General features: G+C 55.5%; 19 protein-coding genes and 1 pseudogene. 11 read left to right on the top strand and 9 right to left on the bottom strand.

Annotation, left to right across the window (positions count from 1 at the left end):
• Nucleotides 1-32: 32 nt before the first annotated feature.
• Nucleotides 33-1,661, bottom strand: a complete 1,629-nt coding sequence (gene lnt, locus ACO6S1_RS07185; protein ID WP_422345628.1) for an apolipoprotein N-acyltransferase — start codon at nt 1,659-1,661, stop codon at nt 33-35.
• A gap of 228 nt (nt 1,662-1,889) precedes the next feature.
• Between lnt and ACO6S1_RS07180 the strand changes: the two genes are divergently transcribed.
• Together ACO6S1_RS07180 and ACO6S1_RS07175 are read left to right on the top strand one after the other, a co-directional pair.
• Nucleotides 1,890-2,594: a hypothetical protein gene (locus tag ACO6S1_RS07180; protein WP_422345627.1), complete on the top strand. Its 705-nt coding sequence runs from the start codon at nt 1,890-1,892 to the stop codon at nt 2,592-2,594.
• Complete coding sequence (locus tag ACO6S1_RS07175) at nt 2,590-3,012, top strand: VOC family protein (RefSeq protein WP_422346158.1); 423 nt, start codon at nt 2,590-2,592, stop codon at nt 3,010-3,012. Before ACO6S1_RS07180 ends, ACO6S1_RS07175 begins: the two co-directional genes overlap by 5 nt.
• On the opposite strand, the gene ACO6S1_RS07170 is transcribed toward ACO6S1_RS07175, so the two are convergent.
• Nucleotides 2,995-4,122 (bottom strand): sigma-54 interaction domain-containing protein, encoded by a 1,128-nt coding sequence (locus ACO6S1_RS07170; RefSeq protein ID WP_422345626.1) that lies wholly within the window; start codon nt 4,120-4,122, stop codon nt 2,995-2,997. The genes ACO6S1_RS07175 and ACO6S1_RS07170 overlap by 18 nt on opposite strands.
• A 128-nt stretch (nt 4,123-4,250) precedes the next feature.
• Nucleotides 4,251-4,847 (bottom strand): TetR/AcrR family transcriptional regulator, encoded by a 597-nt coding sequence (locus tag ACO6S1_RS07165; protein ID WP_422345625.1) that lies wholly within the window; start codon nt 4,845-4,847, stop codon nt 4,251-4,253.
• A 73-nt stretch (nt 4,848-4,920) separates the two neighbouring features.
• On the opposite strand from ACO6S1_RS07165, the gene ACO6S1_RS07160 reads away from it, so the two are divergent.
• Nucleotides 4,921-5,829, top strand: coding sequence for a metal-dependent hydrolase (locus tag ACO6S1_RS07160; RefSeq protein WP_422346157.1), 909 nt, complete (start codon nt 4,921-4,923; stop codon nt 5,827-5,829).
• A 2-nt stretch (nt 5,830-5,831) separates the two neighbouring features.
• Here ACO6S1_RS07160 and ACO6S1_RS07155 read toward each other — a convergent pair whose 3' ends face one another.
• From ACO6S1_RS07155 to ACO6S1_RS07140, 4 genes and pseudogenes are all read right to left on the bottom strand, one after another.
• Nucleotides 5,832-6,080, bottom strand: coding sequence for a GNAT family N-acetyltransferase (locus ACO6S1_RS07155; RefSeq protein WP_422346156.1), 249 nt, complete (start codon nt 6,078-6,080; stop codon nt 5,832-5,834).
• Nucleotides 6,035-6,361, bottom strand: a pseudogene (locus ACO6S1_RS07150) (GNAT family N-acetyltransferase); the annotation flags it as partial. The gene ACO6S1_RS07155 and the pseudogene ACO6S1_RS07150, both read right to left, overlap by 46 nt.
• A gap of 74 nt (nt 6,362-6,435) precedes the next feature.
• On the bottom strand, nt 6,436-7,422 hold the full coding sequence (locus tag ACO6S1_RS07145) for a hypothetical protein (RefSeq protein WP_422345624.1): 987 nt from the start codon (nt 7,420-7,422) through the stop codon (nt 6,436-6,438).
• A gap of 122 nt (nt 7,423-7,544) precedes the next feature.
• Nucleotides 7,545-8,096: a hypothetical protein gene (locus tag ACO6S1_RS07140; RefSeq protein WP_422345623.1), complete on the bottom strand. Its 552-nt coding sequence runs from the start codon at nt 8,094-8,096 to the stop codon at nt 7,545-7,547.
• Between the two features lie 252 nt (nt 8,097-8,348).
• Between ACO6S1_RS07140 and ACO6S1_RS07135 the strand changes: the two genes are divergently transcribed.
• Together ACO6S1_RS07135 and ACO6S1_RS07130 are read left to right on the top strand one after the other, a co-directional pair.
• On the top strand, nt 8,349-9,476 hold the full coding sequence (locus ACO6S1_RS07135; protein ID WP_422345622.1) for a sensor histidine kinase: 1,128 nt from the start codon (nt 8,349-8,351) through the stop codon (nt 9,474-9,476).
• Nucleotides 9,477-9,478: 2 nt separating this feature from the next.
• A complete protein-coding gene (locus tag ACO6S1_RS07130) occupies nt 9,479-10,258 on the top strand; it encodes a LytR/AlgR family response regulator transcription factor (protein WP_422345621.1) in 780 nt (259 codons plus the stop codon).
• Nucleotides 10,259-10,415: 157 nt separating this feature from the next.
• Here the strand turns inward: ACO6S1_RS07130 and ACO6S1_RS07125 are convergent, their stop codons facing one another.
• Both ACO6S1_RS07125 and thiS read right to left on the bottom strand, forming a co-directional pair.
• Nucleotides 10,416-10,772, bottom strand: coding sequence for a UrcA family protein (locus ACO6S1_RS07125; protein WP_422345620.1), 357 nt, complete (start codon nt 10,770-10,772; stop codon nt 10,416-10,418).
• Between the two features lie 345 nt (nt 10,773-11,117).
• Nucleotides 11,118-12,131, bottom strand: a complete 1,014-nt coding sequence (gene thiS, locus ACO6S1_RS07120; RefSeq protein ID WP_422345619.1) for a sulfur carrier protein ThiS — start codon at nt 12,129-12,131, stop codon at nt 11,118-11,120.
• A gap of 97 nt (nt 12,132-12,228) precedes the next feature.
• On the opposite strand from thiS, the gene aroQ reads away from it, so the two are divergent.
• The 6 genes from aroQ (at nt 12,229) to ACO6S1_RS07090 (ending at nt 17,957) form a co-directional block, all read left to right on the top strand.
• Nucleotides 12,229-12,681, top strand: coding sequence for a type II 3-dehydroquinate dehydratase (gene aroQ / locus ACO6S1_RS07115; protein ID WP_422345618.1), 453 nt, complete (start codon nt 12,229-12,231; stop codon nt 12,679-12,681).
• A 33-nt stretch (nt 12,682-12,714) separates the two neighbouring features.
• Entirely contained in the window at nt 12,715-13,200 is a 486-nt protein-coding gene (gene accB, locus ACO6S1_RS07110) for an acetyl-CoA carboxylase biotin carboxyl carrier protein (RefSeq protein WP_422345617.1), read from the top strand.
• Between the two features lie 14 nt (nt 13,201-13,214).
• Nucleotides 13,215-14,567 carry an acetyl-CoA carboxylase biotin carboxylase subunit gene (accC, locus tag ACO6S1_RS07105; RefSeq protein WP_422345616.1) on the top strand — a complete coding sequence of 451 codons (1,353 nt, stop codon included), beginning with the start codon at nt 13,215-13,217 and terminating at the stop codon, nt 14,565-14,567.
• A 146-nt stretch (nt 14,568-14,713) separates the two neighbouring features.
• Entirely contained in the window at nt 14,714-15,799 is a 1,086-nt protein-coding gene (locus tag ACO6S1_RS07100; protein ID WP_422345615.1) for an RcnB family protein, read from the top strand.
• Nucleotides 15,800-15,937: 138 nt separating this feature from the next.
• Entirely contained in the window at nt 15,938-17,233 is a 1,296-nt protein-coding gene (locus tag ACO6S1_RS07095) for an amidohydrolase family protein (protein ID WP_422345614.1), read from the top strand.
• Nucleotides 17,234-17,261: 28 nt separating this feature from the next.
• Nucleotides 17,262-17,957: a prolyl hydroxylase family protein gene (locus ACO6S1_RS07090; RefSeq protein ID WP_422345613.1), complete on the top strand. Its 696-nt coding sequence runs from the start codon at nt 17,262-17,264 to the stop codon at nt 17,955-17,957.
• The last annotated feature ends 72 nt before the right edge of the window (nt 17,958-18,029 follow it).

The following is an 18,029-nucleotide window of genomic DNA, read 5'->3' as shown; positions in this document are numbered from 1 at the left end:
TTCGGATATAAAGAAAGGTTTATATGCGCTCCTTAACGCGCGCGGAGCCGGATGGCAATGGCGCAGATCAGCAAAATCAGAGCGAATCCCAGCGACAGTATATTTCCATATCGGGAAAATAATGTGGGGCTTTCCGGTGTCGGCAAGCGGGTGTCAATGCGCCCCGCTTGACCCATCGGAATGCTCTCAACCACTTTTCCTTTGCTGGTAATGACGGCGGAAATACCGGTTGGTGTCGAGCGGATCACGGGAAGCCCTTCTTCAATTGCGCGCAAGCGGGCCTGGGCGAGATGTTGCGGCGGGCCCCACGCACCGAACCAGGCGTCATTGGATGGATTGAAAATGAAATCGGGTCGATCCTCCTGGTGCACCACTTGCCCGGAAAAGATGATCTCGTAGCAAACCTGAAGGCCAGCTTTGCCAAATGCCCCCAAATCCAGCGAGCGCGGACCCGGACCCGGCCAGAAATCAAAATCGCCAGGTGCCAGCCGAGACAAACCAAGGGCCGATAGCAGCGGGCGCATCGGCAAATATTCACCATAGGGAACAAGATGGCTCTTGTCATAGCGGCCCAGCAATTCGCGCTCCGAATCCATCGCAAACACGCTGTTGCGCGCGCCGATGGCCCGCCTTTCATCCGGAGCGCCTGCATCATCAAATTCCAGTTTCAGTGCACCGAGCACCAGCACGTCACCGGGCTTCATCAGGTTCGCCAGTTGCGCGCGAACCATCTGCGGCGGGCGACCATAATAATAGCGCTGCGGATAGCCCGTTTCGAGATAATCGGGAATCGCAGCTTCGGGCCAGAATAATATCCGCGGCTCATCGTCCTCGCGGATGGTCAGTGCAGAGAGCTTGCCAAGGTTCAGCTCCTCATAACCGGCCTGCCACTTGTCCTGCTGACCAATATTGGGCTGGACAACCGTGATTTTAGGTAGATCAGGGGAGCGGGCAAGATCATCACCACTACCCAAAAAGGCCAAAGTTCCGGCGCCCAAAGCCACAATGGCCATGTCAAAGATCCGGCGCACCACAACCCGCCAGTTTAAAGCGATTAGCCCGCCGACTGCCGAACCAATCAGACCGGCAATTCCAATAGTCATCCCCGACAGGCCGTAAGTGCCAAGAGATCGTGCACTCAAGGCATGTCTGGCATCCACGGCAATCACGCCGAGCGGATTCCAGATAAACCCGCTGAAAACCCAGCTGCGCAGCCATTCCGTGATAATCCAGAAACCGGCGAATGCCAGGACGAAGACAACGGGTCGTCCCCTGCCCAGCAACCAGGCACCGAGGGCCGTTAACGCGGGATAGACGGCCAGATAGAGAGACAACAGAACAACAGCGATATAGCCCAGCCATTCCGGCATCGCCGCCTGAAAAGTAAAGGCCTTGGCGATCCAGTTAAGCCCGACAACGAAATGTCCCAAACCAAAAAGCCAACCGGAAACAAAAGCGGCTTTGCGGCTCTCGAGACTGTCGACAATCGCAATCCACAAGGCCAGCGCAAGCAAACTGATCGGCCAAAGACTGAACGGCGCAAATCCGGTTGCCGATAGCGCGCCTGCAACAAGCGACAGCCAGAAGGGATATTTGCGAAACAGGTTGGTCAGAATATGCACCGGCGGCTTGTGCCGTTTTCGTGAGACAGGTTCAAACATTAATTACAAACCATCAACAGGCCGTTCATATTAAAGGCCTAAAACCTGAATGAGATTATACAGTTTCGACGCAGAATCGACCTAAAAAAGCACCTCGATTTATCTTTTTCGGACATCCTTGCAGACCAGCCGAACGTGACCTCCGCGATCCAACACTACCGCTGAATATCATTTTGGCGGGACTGTAGGAAAGCGATATTTGGCAATTGTCATTTGCTGCAGACGGCAATGCGCCGCTATAGGACCGGGATGGAAAAAATCATGTTGATGCTGCTGGCGCTGGTTCAGCCGATGCCAGCCGATAGCGGGGCCGAAGTTGCGGCCCTGACCGATATTCATAAACGCGACCTGTCCTGCGTCGCCGCCTTTGCCATTGTCGCATCGGAACAGGAGCGCGGGATCGATAGCGCGCTTTCCTATCCCTTGCTCACCGAGCGGGGCCGGACCTATGCCGGTCAGGTCGGCGAAAGGGTCATGACAGAGACCGGGCAAACCCGCGAACAGGTGCGGGATGCTATTTTGGCAGCGGTTGCCGACCAGCAGGCCAGGGTTAAAAATGTCGCGGAACCTGATGAAGTGGTTGCAGGCGAAATGGCAAAATGCTTGCCGTTACTGGACGCCGAACTGCCCGCGAAGCCCAAGCCAACCCTGAATCAATGCGCGGCCATGATGCAGCTTGCCTATGAAGAGGTCTATCGGCGGGAAAAGCTGTCGAAAAAGGCGCAGGATTTGAAAACCCTGACCTTTGTTCTCGACAGCCGGGCCCGGGAAGTGATGCGGGCAGAGGGGAAAAGTGGCAATGAGAGTGATATCATCCTGACCCGGATTCGCGAAGAATTGAGTGGAGAAGCAAAGAGTCAGCCAGCACTTGATATTGATCATTGCTTCGCGCTGGCGGCGCCGAAGAAGAAGGACCAGAATTTTGAACATTGACCGCCGTCCTTTCCATCTTGCGTTTCCAGTCCATGATCTGGCAGCGGCACGCCAGTTCTATGGGGAATTGCTGGGCTGTGAGGAAGGCCGGAGCAGCGACCACTGGATTGATTTCAATCTCTACGGCCATCAAATCGTAGCCCATCTGAATGTTGATATGAAAACCCGCCTGGCAACAAATCCTGTAGATGGCGCGGACGTACCTGTGCCGCATTTTGGTGTGGTGCTGACCATGACGCAATGGGAAGCGCTGGCAGATCGCCTGAAGCAGAACGGAACAGAATTTGTCATCGAACCGACAGTTCGCTTTCGCGGGCAAACCGGCGAACAGGCGACGATGTTTTTCATGGACCCCAGCGGCAATGCGCTGGAGTTCAAAGCCATGGCCAATGATGCACAGCTATTCGCGGCGCACTAGATCAGACCGGTGATCCGTCATCGCCATTTTGCGAACGATTTTATGCCGCCGCATTTTCTCTACAAATGTTGTCCGCCGTAAACTGACCAGATGCGCGGCCTCGGCCACGACCCCTTCCGCCATTCTGAGCGCAGAAAGCAGATATTTGCGCTCTTCCTGCATCAGATGTTTTTTAAGATCAAAGCCGTCACCCAGGGGTCTGCGATCAAAGGCGCCATTGTCGGTGGTCGCACCAAACGGCTGCTCTTCGGCTTGACCGGCATAGCTGGACGGCAATCCTTGCCGGTGATGGGTCGGCGCATTGGATGCGCGGCGGCGAAACAATGAAGCAAGCTGCCTGTCAGATATCATCACGCCGGGAAACAGCACCACTGCCCGTTCGACAATATTGCGCAGTTCGCGGGCATTGCCGGGCCAGCCATAATTTTCCAATGCGTCCATCGCTTCAGGCGAAAAATAGATTTCTTCCCCGCCGATCTGGGCGATGAAGTGACGGATGAGCGGCGCGATATCCTCCCGGCGATCCTTGAGCGCAGGTATGTCGATCGGGAAAACAGAGAGCCGGTAAAACAGATCTTCCCGAAAGCGCTTTTCCGCAATCGCCTGGTCAAGATTCTGATGGGTCGCCGAAATGATCCTTGTATCTATGGCAATCGATTCACTGCCGCCAATCCGTTCGATCTGTTTTTCTTCCAGAACCCGCAGCAGCTTCACCTGCATGTCAAAAGGCATGTCGCCAATTTCATCGAGAAACAAGGTGCCGTTGCTGGCATCTTCAAACTGCCCCTTGCGCTGCGCAATGGCACCGGTAAAGCTGCCCTTTTCATGCCCGAAAAGTTCTGATTCCAGCAAGTCGCGGGGAATGGCTCCGCAGTTCACCCCGACGAATTTCTCATCGGAGCGGGCCGAGCATCGGTGAAGCGCTTTGGCCACCACCTCCTTGCCGCACCCCGATGGCCCGGTGATCATCACCGGTATCGTGGTGGCGGCGGCATAGCGGATCAAGCACCGCACTTCTTCGATCGCAGCGCTGTCGCCGATCAGGTGGAGAGCAGGATCATCGGGATGTAATTTCCGCTCTGATCCGATGGCGTTGGGGCGGTGTTCCATAGCATTTCCCTGTTGTTACGAACCGGGCATCTCTTATGAGAGCTATGGGACTCTTATATGTAAACGGAGGTAAAATATTTGACAATTTGGTCCATTTTACCAAGCAAAATGGTTGGTTTTCCGCTAAATTAGCCGCCATGCTCCGCTTTCCAGCGGTCCAGAGCATGCTCCAAATGGCGCTCCGCCAGGTCACGGGCGCTGTGTCTTGGCAGGTCCAGCGAACCGGCCAGCCGTTCTCCGATCAACGCATCGCCCAATGCCATCAGCACCAGCGTCAAAGTATCTTCATGCATCTCTCGGTCTTCGTGCCCGCCTTCGCCAAATTCGTCGACAAGTGCATGAATCGCATCGACGATCGGATCGAGAGCGTCTTCATTACCAGTGAGCAACATCCAAGAAGACAAGGCGCCAGCACCCTGTTTGTCAAAAGCATCAAAGGTCAGATCGACAATATCCCGGACACTGCCTTCACCTGTCCGCGATTTTATGACGGCTTCGGCAATGGATCCGCAAACCTGATCGGTCAGATATTGTGCCAGTGATTTCTGAAGTCCCGATGCGGATCCGAAATGATGCAGCAAATTGGCGTGTGTCCGGCCGATCCGGGACGCCACAGCTTTCAGCGTCACCGCTTGCGGCCCGGCTTCGATCAGCAGGTCGCGGGCAGCGGCTAAGGCCATGCTGCGGCTTTCTTCAGGCGAGAGGCGTCTTTTAGCTATTGACATCTATGTAAGTAACCCTAATATCCTATAGGTATGATTTAGACCGCATTTGATGCGAAAGCGACCCCTTATGAATATGCCCCTTATGAACAAGCTGGGCAGCGTGCAAGCTGAGCCGGAAACAATTGATACCCCAACGCCCAAAGATCACGTGATAACGCCGCGTGACCGCCGCTTTGGTCGTGATGCCGATCATCAACCGGACCGCTGGTGGCTCAATGGCGATCCTGTTGCCACGGCCTTTTACAACGCGCTGTCCCTCACCTTTCCGCGCGGCGAAGCCTTTTTCATCGAGAGCGTGAAATCCTTTCGAGACGCCACCCCGGAAAAGCTGCAAAAAGAAATCCGCGCGTTTGTGAAGCAGGAGATCATCCACACCCGCGAACATGTCGCGCTCAACCGCCGGGTTGAAGAAGCCGGCTATGATACGGCCCGGATTGAAAAGCGCATTACCGAGTCGCTTGAAATGACCAAGGGGCGGCCCGCTATTGCCAATCTCGCCGCGACGATGATCCTCGAACATTTCACCGCAATCATGGCGCAGCAATTCATTGCCAATCCCAAGCATTTTGAAAATGCCGACAAGGAAACCGCGGATCTGTGGCGCTGGCACGCGCTCGAAGAGATTGAACATAAGGGCGTCGCCTATGACACCTGGCTTTACGCAACCCGCGACTGGTCCCGTTGGCAGCGTTGGAAAGTCAAAGCGCTGATGATGCTCATCATCACCCGTAATTTCTGGACCAATCGCTATAACGACACGCTCGACCTGCTGGCGCAGGATGGCTTTACCGGTTTTCGTACAAAGATGCGCGTTCTGCGCTTCTTGCTGGCAAAACCCGGCGTGGCGCGCAAGATCATCGTGCCGTGGATCAAATTCTTCCTGCCCGGCTTTCATCCGTGGAACGAAGATGACCGGCATCTGATCGATCTTGCGGAGAGCGAATTTGAAGCTGCGCTGCCGGACGGCGCGCAAACCGCGTAGGATCAGCGTATGAAGCCGGGCTCTGCGTTCACCTGATCACCCGGCAACAACTGCCAGTACCCAACGTCAATCCAACGTTCAAACTTGCGCCCGACTTCCTTGAAATGGGCAACCTTCTGAAAGCCCAGGGTTTCATGCAGGGCAATGCTGGTGTCGTTTGGCAAGGCAATCCCCCCCCCATGATGGCATGGACATGTTCCAAATTGGCTATCAGAAAGGAATAAGCGCGCTTGCCCAAGCCTTTGCCACATGCACCCTTATCAAGATAGATTGAGGTTTCGACCGAATTTGCATATGCGCTTCGCTGTTTCCATGGCGCCGCATAGCAATAACCCATAACGACGCCGCTATCTTCAATCACATACCAGGGCAGATGTTCTGGATGCGCGCCTATCCGCCGGAGAAACTCGGCTGGCGTGACTGGTTCCGATTCAAATGTGATGATCGTATTTTCAACGTAATAATTATAGATCTCAGCCATTCTGGCAGCATCATCGGCTTCCACAGCACGAATATTTGGCTCTTCTATCATCACCTTGCCCCTACGCGTTACAGTGGCAGCTAGCTAAATGGACAAAGCAGCATCTGCGTTGATCGGCGGTACGATCATTTCCCGGCCCCATCATCCTCCGCGCCAGCCTTCAAAGCCACCGACTGGCCGACCCGGTCACAGCGCGCCGCGATATCCTGTTCGGCGGTGAACATACAAACCGTGCGGACATGGCCTGACGGACCGAAGCGCATGATCTGGCGCAAGGACATTTCCCGTCCTTCCTGATCGGTGCCCGTGCCAGCAATCAGCACATCGCCATCTTCCTCCGCATCGATGCTTCCCACCTGCACATCCTTGACCGGCAAAGCTTTCATTGCATTGAGCGCCAACTCCTTGCGCTGGTCCTGGGTCAGCGCGCCGACGCCCGGATTGGCGCCCAGGCTGGAGGCAATGATCACCAGCGGTTGCGACGCGTCTTTAACGACGTCTTTCGGGCCGTCGGTCAGGATCAGACCGCTGCCCGCCAAGGTCCGTACGGCCCGAAAACCGGCGCGCTCGGTCATGGTGAACGGTAGCCGGGATATTTCATCTTCCAGCGACCCGCGTGGCTGAAACCGGACGGAGTTCAAAGTAGCGCGTATCTGCTCATCCGAATAAGATCCGCTCGACTCTGGAATCTGAACCGTGATCATTCCGGTGACATCATCGCCGCGCGCGATCATGACCCATTTGCGATAGTCCACGCCTTGCTGCGTTTGCACACCGGTTGCCAGCAGCGCTTCGATATCACCGGCCAGCGTCAATTTCTCGACCGGCCCCTTCATGCTCATGCGTGCAGCAAGCGTCTCCGCGGTAAATCGCGGCGCGATTTCAGCATAAGCTTCTGGGGGAAATTCCGCGATCAATATCGAGGCACCTTCCGCGCTATCGCGAAATCCCGAAAAACTGTCCGCCACCGTCATAGCGCCCGGCGGCTCCAGACCAACCGCACCGCCCCCGGGAAAAACCGGCTCGGCGGCATGTGCCGGAAAGGCAAGGATCAGGCATAGCAATGCCGCAATCAGTTTTGGGTAAAGGTGCATCCGTAAGTCAGCTTTCATTATGTCGCTCGTCGCTGACTATCACGGAGACTGGACATGAGCGCAAGACTGTTCCGGTTGAACTGCTGGTATTTATTGGCTGTTTAAAAGACCTTGCAAACTGATGCCGGGGTTCAATTGGCTTAATGCGCTGCCTTGCTCATATCGACCTTCTCTACCCATTCAGGGAAGAAGCTGGGTTCACGGGTTGACCAGCCGGGCGCTGTTGCGGCCGCCTCGCTGATCGATTGTAGCAGGCCCTTGCGGGTTTTCGGGTGCAAATGCGGCAGAGAAGCCGCAGCACAGAAGCTGCCGGGCAGCCATGGCCGCGCATCGGGACCGAGCAAACGCTCGTAGAGAAAACGGTAGGCAGGAAAGCTGTTAATCCGCCCCTGGCCAAGATCATAGGCTGACAATGCGATCAGGGCCGGCATGAATTTTTCAATGCTGTCAATCGCACAATCCTTCGGGATTGCCTTGCGAATGTCGGCGAGCCGCTTGTAGAGTTTCATCTGCACTTTGATACCGGCTTCCTCAACCGCGTCACGCGACCATGTCCCAATGGCATCAGAGCGATCCAGCCCGACATCAAGCGAGCGGCGGATGTAGCGCTGGGTTGCCGAACCAAAGCTGGCAAATTCTTTCATTTCCGACAGCGTCATCGCGCCTGGCACCGGTTGCATTGCTTTGGGCATTGTAACTCCTACTCTGGAACATTTTCCTGTCCCCACGAGGATCACTTGACCAAAACATGGTTAGGATTTGATTAAACATAACCAAATTTAACGGCGATTTGTTCGCAAGAGCTTCAAAAATTTTGGAAATTCCATAGCCGGGAGCGAAAGTTTCGACCAACGGCAACCCTGTTTCGACCGGGCACGATTCCGATAGAGACAATTGATACCATTTTATCCTAAGCTGCATGTAAATGAGAAACTAGGCGCCTAATGAGAAAATTCGACATCGGAAATCACAAACCATCCGTGGGGCAACAGGTCGCAATCCTGTCGATCCTCGGCTTTTGGCTTTTCTTCGTTATTATAATTACCTTGCGAGCTGCCGTTGGCGATTGGCCGGCCCAGGGCGAAATGGCGATTCGCCGGGTCATTGTGACGATTCTCGGCATCGGGCTGACATATCTTCTATATTTATTGCTGCGGCAATTCGAGAACCGCGTCCTCTCAACCCGCATCATTACCGCTTTTGCGGGCGCGATTCCCTGTGCCATCGCAATCGCCATATTCAATTTTTACATGTTCAATGTCTATGATCCGCAAAGTCTTTTTGATGAAGCGCATATGGAAGAAATGCGCAAATATATGGAGCAGGAGAATTTTGCTCTGAAGTCTATCGTCGAAGACAGCATTTCGCGGTTTTTCTTCATCATCAGCTGGGCATCCTTATATCTCGCGCTCAGCTATGCCAGCGAGGTTCGCACCGTCGAGCGCAAGGCTGCGCGCTTTGCACAGGCGGCACAGGATGCCGAGCTGCGCAGCCTGCGTTATCAGGTCAATCCGCACTTCCTGTTCAACACGCTCAACAGCCTCAGTACCCTGGTGATGCGCAGCCAGCCGGAAGAGGCCGAGAAGATGATTCTCAACCTGTCAAAATTCTATCGCACCAGCCTGTCCGGCGATCCGCTGGAAGATGTTGCGCTGTCCGAAGAAGTGCATTTGCAAAATCTTTATCTTGATATCGAAGCGGTACGCTTTCCCAAGCGGTTGAAAACCGAAACGCATATTCCGGCGGAGTTGAACGATGTACTGGTGCCCGGACTGATTCTGCAGCCGCTGGTGGAAAATGCAATCAAACATGGGGTCGCGCACAGCAAGCGGCCCGTGACCATCAGCATCAGTGCGGCCGTCAAAGGCGATTTCCTGATCCTGACGGTAGCCGATGATGGCGAGTCCAGCCTGCAAACCAAAACCAGCGACCAGAATAATGGCATCGGCCTGGCCAATGTCCGCGATAGGCTGGAAACTAGATTTGGTAAACAGGCCAAGCTAAAAACCTATCGCCCCGAAACCGGCGGATTTGTTGCAGAGCTAACCATGCCCCTCTTGGCGGATATCTAATCATGGCAGACGATACGGCCCCTGAAATAGCACAGCTTGATACGCTGATCGTTGATGATGAACCCCTCGCGATCGAGCGGCTTCAACTGTTATGCGCGCGTCAGGAACATATTAATCTGGTCGGCACAGCGAGTGACGGAGAAGCCGCTATTCGCCTGACCGAACAGCTGAAACCGGATCTCTTGCTGCTCGACATCGCCATGCCGGGCATGGACGGGCTAGAGGTCGCCAGAAATCTTGCCGGTCTTGAGAAGCCGCCGGCGATTATCTTTGTTACCGCTTTTGACAAATTTGCAGTAGAAGCCTTTGGTGTTGCGGCAATCGACTATGTCCTGAAACCGGTCGAAACCGACCGGCTTTCGCTTGCGATTTCCCGTGTATTGGAACGCAAAACCGAACAGGCACCCGTTCCTGCCGAAGAATCCGAATGGGCGGAAGAATTCTGGGTTCCCTATAAGTCGGAACTGCGGCGGATTGCGGCATCCGAGATCAACCGGATCGAGGCGGAGCGGGACTATATGCGACTGCATGTTGGCGGCGAGTCAGGCAGCGAGCATGGCGGGACCAGCTATTTGCTGCATCAAACGATTACCGGGCTGGAGGGACGGCTCAATCCCGATCACTTCATCCGGTTGCACCGGTCTCATCTGGTCCGCCGCGACTGGATTGGCGGCCTGCGCCATGATGGCGGCGGCATCTGGATCGCATGCCTCAAATGCGGTACCGAAATCCGTATCGGACGCACCCATCTGGCAGAAGCAAAGAAGCTGGCCGGGCGGTAGGGTCGTTCCCTGCGCCGAACCTTCGGCACAAACCCTCACAATGCGACAGACAAAAGTAAACCCCGGTGTAAGGGCACCGGGGTTATCAGGAGGTTTGGCCAAATAGAGGGCCGCTTAATTGGGATTCACGGCTCTTGGGTTGTTTTTCGGGCTGTTCCTAGCGTCCACCGACCACCATAGCGCCTTCGCCAAGCGTCCCGGCTTCGGCTCTGGCGATCAGCGATACTTTGGCGCGCTTGGCCGACATTTTGGCTTCCTGAACGCATCCTTTGTGGTCAGCCATATCTTTCAGGTTTTTGCTATCATAAGTACCACAAACCTGACGCACGGCACCCTTGATCCGTCCGTCAAGGGTGTCCTGTCCATCAACGCTGGTCAGGTCCAAATCGGCATAGCTGACTTCAACAGACCGGGTGATGCGATTTTGGGCACTGGCGCTGGCCGAAAATCCGGTGGCGGTTACGGCAATCGCGGCGGCTGCAAAAAGGCCTTTGGTAAAAATGGAATTTCTCATGTGTTCACTCCTCAACAAATTTTTTGGGGCGTACCGGAAAATTGGGGGCCGGGATTGCCCAGACTATCCTGCTCAAAGCAGGAGGGGGTTTACGACGGCGGGAGCAGTATGTTTCGACCAGCTCGGGGAAGAGCTTTTGACTTATGCTGCTGCTCCCGCCTCGTATTTTTAGATACGGGAAGGGAGACCAGCGAGCATCCGAACTTCGATAAACAGCCATTTTGGTCGGTGAACAGCAAAAGGCTTCGACCAACGACCATGGATCGTCGATCAAAGTAAAAATATGTAACTTATGTTACTATTCAAATAGTTACAGATGACACCGAATCAGGGTGTGTTAGAGGCCTAAATCAGCCCAGACAGCGGACTCGAGGGGTCTGCGTACATCCGGCGACCCATTCGGCCGGACAGATAAGCCTCTCGCCCGGCTTCCACGGCAAGCTTCATGGCGCGCGCCATGCGCACCGGTTGCTTGGCCTCGGCAATGGCGGTGTTCATCAATACGCCGTCACAGCCCAATTCCATCGCGACCGCTGCGTCGCTGGCCGTACCGACGCCGGCATCGACCAGCACCGGCACACTGGCGCCCTCGACTATCAAACGGATGGTGACACGGTTTTGAATACCAAGCCCGGAACCTATGGGCGCACCCAAGGGCATGATCGCAACCGCACCGGCATCTTCCAGTTGTTTCGCGGCAATTGGATCATCCACGCAATAGACCATCGGTTTGAAACCTTCCTTGGCCAGCACTTCGGTCGCTTCCAGTGTCTCGCGCATATTGGGATAAAGTGTCTTCGCCTCACCCAGCACTTCCAGCTTCACCAGATCCCAGCCCCCCGCTTCGCGGGCCAGCCGTAAAGTCCGGATGGCATCATCGGCATTAAAGCAGCCCGCCGTATTGGGCAGATAGGTGACTTTCTTGGGATCGATAAAATCTGTCAGCATCGGCTGATTGCGGTCCATGACGTTCACGCGCCGCACCGCGACGGTGACAATCTCAGCGCCAGCCGCTTCAACGGCGGCGGCATTTTCTTCAAAATCCTTATATTTGCCGGTACCGACAATCAGACGGGATGAGAAGTTTTGACCGGCCACGCTCCATCCATCATCTGCGGTAACGTCACCAGCATGATCACCGCCGCCGACGAAATGTACGATTTCCAGCTGATCGCCGTCTTCCACCATGACATCGCCCAGGGTTGAGCGGGTCACGATTTCGCGGTTGCGTTCCACGGCCACTTTCTCGGGCTCCAGATCCAGCGACCGGACCAGATCCGCGACAGACATGCCGCTCTCGATCCGCTTGCTGTCGCCATTTAGCTGAATTGAAATTTCCGGCATTACTAATGTTTCCATTTGTTTGATCTCGCTTTTCGGAATCGAGCCCTATAAAGAGGCCATATAAACAGCTAAGCAGCGCCGCAACCAAAAGCGCCATATAGGGGACATTATATTGTCAGAGGGAAAAAGCACCAACAAGACCGTCTTTGTCCTGAACGGCCCTAACCTCAATCTGCTGGGGATGCGGGAACCGGAAATCTATGGTTCCGATACGCTGGACGATATTGCCGGACGGCTCGAAGACCAGGCGCATGAACTGGGCCTTGAAGTGGATATCCGGCAGAGCAATCATGAAGGTCATCTGGTCGACTGGCTGCAGGAAGCGGCGGCCGATGAAGCCCGGGCAGTCATCCTGAATGCCGGCGCCCTGACCCACACATCCATTGCGCTGCACGACGCGGTCAAGGCGATAGATGTGCCGGTGATCGAGGTGCATTTGTCCAATCCCGCCGCGCGCGAAGAATTTCGTCACAAGAGTTTGATTGCACCGGTTGCAAAAGGAACCATTTGCGGCTTTGGTGCTTTGGGGTATCAATTGGCGCTGGATGCCGCGCAAAAATTTTAGAGCATAATTTTAATTTCAATATGGGAACCAGAAATGGCCGCAAAAAAAGACAGTGATGGCAGCATGAATGTGGACCTTGATGTGGTCCGGGAGCTTGCTGGAATATTGGATGGCGCTGGCCTCAGCGAAATTGAAGTCGAAGATGGTGATCGCAAAATCCGAGTGTCACGTGGCGGCGGAGGCTTTTCTGCCCCTGTCCATGCCGTTGCTGCACCAGTCCCCCAGCCCGCACCAACCGCTGCGCCGGCTGCCGAGGCAGCACCAGCCGTGCCAGCGGACGACCATGCAAATGCACAGAAATCACCAATGGTCGGCACCGTTTATATGGCGCCCGATCCCGATGCCGCCAATTTTGTCAGCGTCGGAGACAAGGTCGCTGTGGGTGATACATTGCTGATCGTGGAAGCGATGAAGGTGATGAACCCGATCGCCGCGGAAAGCGCTGGCACTGTCAAAGCGATTCTGGTTGAAAATGGTCAGCCAGTCGAATTTGACCAACCCCTAGTTGTGATTGCGTAGATGAGGCCCGGCGCATGACCATCAACAAAATCCTGATCGCCAATCGCGGCGAAATTGCGCTGCGCATCTTGCGGGCAGCCCGCGAACTCGGCATCGAAACCGTCGCTGTACACAGCACTGCCGATGAAGATGCGATGCACGTTCGGTTGGCGCATGAAGCCATCTGTATCGGCCCGCCATCGGCGACCGACAGTTATCTGAGCATACCGGCGATTATTTCTGCCGCCGAGATCAGCGGCGCCGATGCAATCCATCCCGGCTATGGTTTTCTGTCCGAAAACGCGCATTTTGCCGAAGTGGTCGAAGCGCATGATATCAAATGGATTGGCCCGAAGCCCGAGCATATCAAGATCATGGGCGACAAGGTTGCCGCGAAGAAAACCGCTGGCGAACTCGGCATTCCACTGGTTCCCGGCTCTGACGGAGCGGTAAGCGAGATCGAGGAAGCCAAAAGGGTGGCAGCCGAAGTCGGCTATCCGGTCATCATCAAGGCAGCCTCCGGCGGCGGCGGACGCGGCATGAAGGTCGTGAACAGCGAGACCGAGCTGGAAACCCAGATGAAGCAGGCCGGTACCGAGGCCAAAGCGGCCTTTGGCGACGCGACCGTCTATATCGAAAAATATCTCGGCGATCCGCGCCATATCGAATTTCAGGTTTTTGGCGATGGCCGCGGCAATGCCATCCATCTGGGCGAGCGCGATTGTTCGTTGCAACGCCGCCACCAGAAAGTGCTCGAAGAAGCGCCCTCACCTGTCATCAGCGCCGAACAGCGCGAACGCATGGGAAAGGTCTGTGTCGATGCGATGAAAGGGATGGGCTATCGCGGCGCGGGTACCATCGAATTTCTCTACGAGAATGACGAATTCTATTTCATCGAGATGAACACGCGTTTGCAGGTCGAACATCCGGTGACCGAAATGATCACCGGCTTTGATCTGGTCCGCGAACAGATCCGCATTGCCGATGGCCGCGATCTTTCCGTCAAACAGGAAGAGCTGGAATTTAAAGGTCACGCGATCGAATGCCGGATCAATGCCGAAAATCCAAAAACATTCGCACCCTCACCCGGCAAGGTCGTCAGCTATCATGCGCCCGGCGGCATGCATGTCCGTGTCGATAGCGGTCTATATGCCGGATATTCGATCCCGCCTTATTATGACAGCATGATTGCCAAGCTGATCGTTTATGGCCGGACTCGCGACGGATGCATGATGCGGCTGGCCCGCGCGCTGGACGAATTTGTCATTGAAGGCGTGGAAACCACCATCCCGCTGCATCAAAAGCTGGTTTATGATGAAGGTTTTCAGTCCGGCGAATATACTATCAAATGGCTGGAAGAGTGGCTCGACAAGGATGAAAACGCCTAGTTTTCCGTCGCGGCGATCCTATTTTTGTTCATATAAATCGATTCTTTCCTGAATATTACAGCCAAGTTCAGCTATCTGACAGGGTTAACAAGCTATGACTCGTTCCACAGATGCGGCAAACAGAGTCGCATAGTGAGGAGTAGCCTATGCGACTATTTTATCTAACCGGCCTGATGGCAGCCACCATGTTGACGCCTGCGACAGCGTCCGCCGCCGATCTCGCCCCTAACCTGAATCAGAACACACGCGCATTGGCGCCCGTGCTGATTGACAACAATCCAACTGGCAGCGCCGCCTTGCAGCGCGATGGTCGCGGTGAACGCCGCGCCAATCGGGGTGATCGTGGCGGTAATCGTGAAGCGCGCCGCGGCAATCGCGACAACCGTGAAGCACGCCGGGCGACGCGCGCCGAAAATCGCAACAATCGCGGCAGAGCCAATGTGATGACCGACGGCGACCGCGCCGAAAGGCGGCAGCAACGCCGCACCGTTCGTCAGCAAAATGGGAATGTCGACCGCGATTTCTCCAGCAGCCGCAGCCGCGCTGATGTTGGCCGTTCGAACCGGCAAGCCCGGCGCGATGTGGCCCAGCGCAGCGAGCGCCGCTCCGACCGCCGCGCCAATGCGCGCGGTGACCGCAACAGGGATGGCCGCGTCGATCGCCGCTTTGATCGTAACCGTGACGGACGGATTGATCGCCGGTTCGACCGCAACAATAATGGCCGAGTCGACCGCAGGGTAGACCGGAACCGCGATGGCCGGATTGACCGTCGTTATCGTGAGAATCGCCGGGCCATAGCTCGCGGTGACCGCAACCGGGACGGCCGGATTGATCGTCGCTATCGTGACGGACGGCGCGATGTCTATCGTGATGACCGTCGGGGATATCGTAAAGGTTATCGTGACGCACGGCGGGACTATCGCAAGTGGAACCGCGGTTGGCGGGACGACCGGCGCTATAATTGGCGGAGTTATCGCAAAGCGAACCGCCACTATTATCGCCCCGGCCGCTATTATTCACCTTATCGGAACCATAATTACCGGCGCTGGAATATCGGCATCTATCTGGGATCGGCTTTCTACGGATCGCGCTACTGGATAAACGACCCTTGGCGCTATCGCCTGCCACCGGCTTATGGAGGCTATCGCTGGATCCGTTACTATGACGATGTTCTTTTGATCGACACATATGATGGCCGCGTGGTCGATGTGATCTACGACTTTTTCTATTAAGTCGGAACGAACCGAAACATAGTTTCCTTTGGTGAGGCCCGTGATCAGCAATGATTGCGGGCCTTGGTCTATTTTCCCCTTGAAACCCTTTGCCGCCCGTCGCACACAGGTCGCGAGATATTTTGGGGAAGAAAAGATATGATCCGGCATCTAATAGCGACAGCAGTTTTGGTTCTGGCAGGCGTCGCCGCTCCGGCGGGTGCGCAGGAAGCATCTTCATCCGATCCAATTTCCGTGATCACGGTCGGTAACTTAATTCCCGATGTCGAAACCGGACCAATCGGGCCAGCTACCATCCGCGTGCAGAGTGGCAAGATCATATCGGTCGAGCGTCGAACAGCGCCACCATCCGATGACGGGAATAGTATCAACCTGTCCGACAAGACGGTTATGCCCGGCCTGATCGACCTGCATGTGCATTTGACCGGCGATCCTGGCGGAGATTTCTGGAAACAGGCAACGGAGCCAGCCGAATGGGGCGTCGTCGTCGGAGCAAAAAATGCCCTGCTCACCGTCAAGGCCGGTTTCACCACCGTTCGCGAAGCAGGATCGTCGCAATATTCCGCTTTCTCGCTTCGCAAAGGTACAGCCGACGGCGTGATCCCCGGACCGCGCATCATCGCCGCTGGTCCGGCGCTTGCCATTGTCGGCGGCCATGGCGACACGACCGGCTTCAAAGAAGACATTAATGATGCACTGGCCAGCGGCTATAGCTGTACCGGCGCTGTCGAATGTGCGGAGAAGGTTCGCAAGGCTTCGCGGGCAGGCTCCGACATAATCAAGATTACCGCAACCGGCGGCGTCCTCTCCCAACAGGGCCGTGGTCTTGAAGCGCATTTTACCGATGCCGAAATGACATCCATCGCCGACACCGCACATTCGCTTGGCCTGAAAGTCATGGCCCATGCCCACGGCGCCCGCGGTATTGAAGCGGCCGCCCGCGCAGGCATCGACACTATCGACCATGGCACATTTGCCGACGACGCTGCACTCAGAGCCATGAAAGCCAACGGAACAGTCCTGATCCCCACCTTGATGGCATTCAAAGGTGTTGGTGAAGGTCTCGGCAAAGGCATTTATACCCCTGTTGTCGAGAACAAGATCCGCGAGACATTAGGCAATGTTGGCAAGGCAGTTACCAAGGCCAAGGACATGGGCGTGCCCGTTGCTTTTGGTACGGATGCCGGTGTTTTCGATCACGGCCGCAATGCCGAGGAGTTTCAGCTGATGGTCAATGCCGGACTGACCCCGCGCGAAGCGGTGGCCAGTGCCACCACGCTGGCCGCCAAAACGCTGGGGATGGAAAACCAGATTGGCCGTGTCGCGGCTGGCTATTCCGCTGATCTGATCGCAGTTGATGGCAACCCGTTAGACGATGTCACCGTGCTCGAAAATGTCGACTGGGTGATGGTCCGGGGCAGAATAATCGACTGAAATAATCGACTGGGGCGCGCGCAAACCGATGACAATGATCAAGACCAAAGCGACAAAATATAACAATCCGAAGCGCCTGGCCGAAGCGGGTCGGACTGTCACGGACAAGCTCAATGCCCATCCCCGCGTCCAATGGCTTGAAAGCCCGCATGCGCAGATATTTGTGCATCAGAATTTCCTGTCCGACGCCGATTGCGATCTGCTGATCAACATGATCAATTCCGATTCCACACCTTCGAGTCTTTATGAAACGATCAAGACCGAAGGGTTTCGGACCAGCTATAGTTGTAATGTCGATATTAACGATCCGGATATCCAACGGATTGAGAAATCTATCTGTGATCTGATGGGCCTGGATAACAATTATAGCGAAGTGCTGCAGGGGCAGCGCTATGAAGTCGGTCAGCAATTCAAGCCCCACCATGATTATTTCCACGAGGCCGAAGAATACTGGAAATGTGAGGAACGCAACGGTGGACAGCGCAGCTGGACCGCGATGGTCTATCTCAACGAACCGGAAGCGGGCGGAGCCACGGCTTTCCCGCAACTCGACTATAAGGTGGAGCCGCGTAAAGGCATGCTGTTGATGTGGAACAATATGGGGCTCGATGGCAGGCCCAATCTCAACACCCTGCACTCCGGAGAACCCGTGATTGCGGGCACGAAATATATCATCACCAAATGGTTCCGCCTCAATCGCTGGCATGGTCGCAGAGGCGTGTAAGCGACCCGCTGGCACCCTGTTCCATCGCCTGGACGGAACCACCAAAATGGCATGAGATACAATTAGGTGCTC

It is taken from the genome of Parasphingorhabdus sp. (assembly GCF_965233695.1).
In the GTDB taxonomy this organism is placed as follows: Bacteria; Pseudomonadota; Alphaproteobacteria; order Sphingomonadales; family Sphingomonadaceae; genus Parasphingorhabdus.
The sequence above is the reverse complement of the archived record's forward strand: the minus strand, read 5'-3'. Positions and strand labels throughout refer to the sequence as shown.